Source organism: Saccharopolyspora sp. 6M (genome assembly GCF_020176775.1).
Lineage (GTDB): Bacteria > Actinomycetota > Actinomycetes > Mycobacteriales > Pseudonocardiaceae > Saccharopolyspora_C > Saccharopolyspora_C gregorii.
This window is the reverse complement of sequence record NZ_JAIUJZ010000206.1, coordinates 1-1,496: the sequence shown is the minus strand read 5'-3', so window position 1 is coordinate 1,496 and position 1,496 is coordinate 1. Positions and strand designations below refer to the sequence as shown.

1 protein-coding gene is annotated in these 1,496 nt (G+C 73.5%); it reads left to right on the top strand.

What is annotated here, in order from left to right; genetic code table 11:
- Positions 1–273: 273 nt before the first annotated feature.
- On the top strand, positions 274–1,383 hold the full coding sequence (locus LCD31_RS23870; RefSeq protein WP_224961479.1) for an LCP family protein: 1,110 nt from the start codon (positions 274–276) through the stop codon (positions 1,381–1,383).
- The last annotated feature ends 113 nt before the right edge of the window (positions 1,384–1,496 follow it).

The following is a 1,496-nucleotide window of genomic DNA, read 5'->3' as shown; positions in this document are numbered from 1 at the left end:
GTTTGTTTGGTGGTGTGTTGTTGCTTTGATGGCCTGGGGGCAGGGGGGGGGGGGGGGGGGGGGGGGGCGCCCCCCCCCCCCCCCCCGCTGCTGCGTTCGGCCGCCGCCGCTCCCGCCGATGCCGCGCACCCGCTACCCCCAGGCGGTTCCGGACGGGTGGTTTCCATACCGTTGCGGTAGCGGTGTGCCGGTCGCCACGGTGCTTCTGGGATGCTGCACCGCACAGGTCGGCACGGAGCGTGCTGGCGAGTCGACTCCGCAGGTGTGAAGGTCATGAGTGATTGGTCGGCGAATCCGCCGAGGGGCCGACGGCCGCAGCAGGGCGGCTACGACTACTACGCCCGCAACCGCGGCGGCGGTGGCGCACCGCCGCAACCACCGCCGACCCGGCGGGCCGGGCCGCCGCCCCCACCGCCGCGTCGGCGCAAGCGGATGGGCTGGGGCAAGCGCAGCGGCATCGCCGTGCTGGTGCTGCTGCTGGTCGTGGTCGGGTTCGGCATCTACGTCGACAGCGTCCTGCAGCGCACCGAAGCCCTCGAGTACGACGGGCGCATCGCCGACACCCCCGGCACCAACTGGCTGCTGGTGGGCTCCGACAGCCGCGAAGGCCTCGACGAGGCCCAGCGCGAGGAGCTCTCGGCCGGGGATGCCGCCGGGCGCCGCACCGACTCGATGATGCTGGTGCACATCCCCACCGGCGGCGGGAAGCCCGCGCTGATCAGCCTGCCCCGCGACTCCTACGTCCCGATCCCCGGGCACGGAAAGGACCGGCTCAACGCCGCGTTCTCCATCGGTGGCCCGCAGCTGCTGGCCCAGACCGTGGAGACGGTCACCGACGTGCACGTCGACCACTACGCCGAGATCGGGTTCGGCGGGTTCTCCGAGCTGGTCGACGCCGTCGGCGGCGTGGACATGTGCCTGGACGAGCCGATGGACGACGACATGGCCAACGTGCACCTGGCGGCGGGCTGCCAGGAGCTCGACGGGCCGCAGGCGCTCGGGTTCGTCCGCGCCCGCTACTCCCTCGACGGCGGCGACCTGGAACGCGCGGAGAACCAGCGCAAGCTGCTGGGCGCGCTGACCGACAAGGCGATGGGCCCGGCGACGCTGCTCAACCCGTTCCGGCTGGTGCCGCTGGCCAACGCGGCGGGCACCACGTTCCTGCTCAACGACTCCGATCACGTCTGGCACCTGTTCTGGCTGGTCAAGGCACTCGGTGATGTCAGCGGCGGCAACGGGATCACCACCAGCGTCCCGTTCGGGGACTTCGTGCGCACCGACAGCGGCCAGTCGGTCATCAAGTGGGACAGCGCGAACGCCTCGCGCCTGTTCGGGGCGATCGCCGCGAACGAACCGATCCCGGACGACCTCGTCGGACCCTGATCGCGGCGGGCGCGCACGACGGAGGGGGGGGGGCGCCCCCCCGGCCCCCCCCCCCCCGGCGGGCCCCGGGGGGGGGGCAAACCGCACCCCGGCCCCGGCCCCCCGGTGCCCCG

Coding starts and splice junctions, on each gene's coding strand:
- LCD31_RS23870 (WP_224961479.1), top strand. CDS start 274: ATGAGTGATTGGTCGGCGAATCCGCCGAGGGGCCGACGGCCGCAGCAG.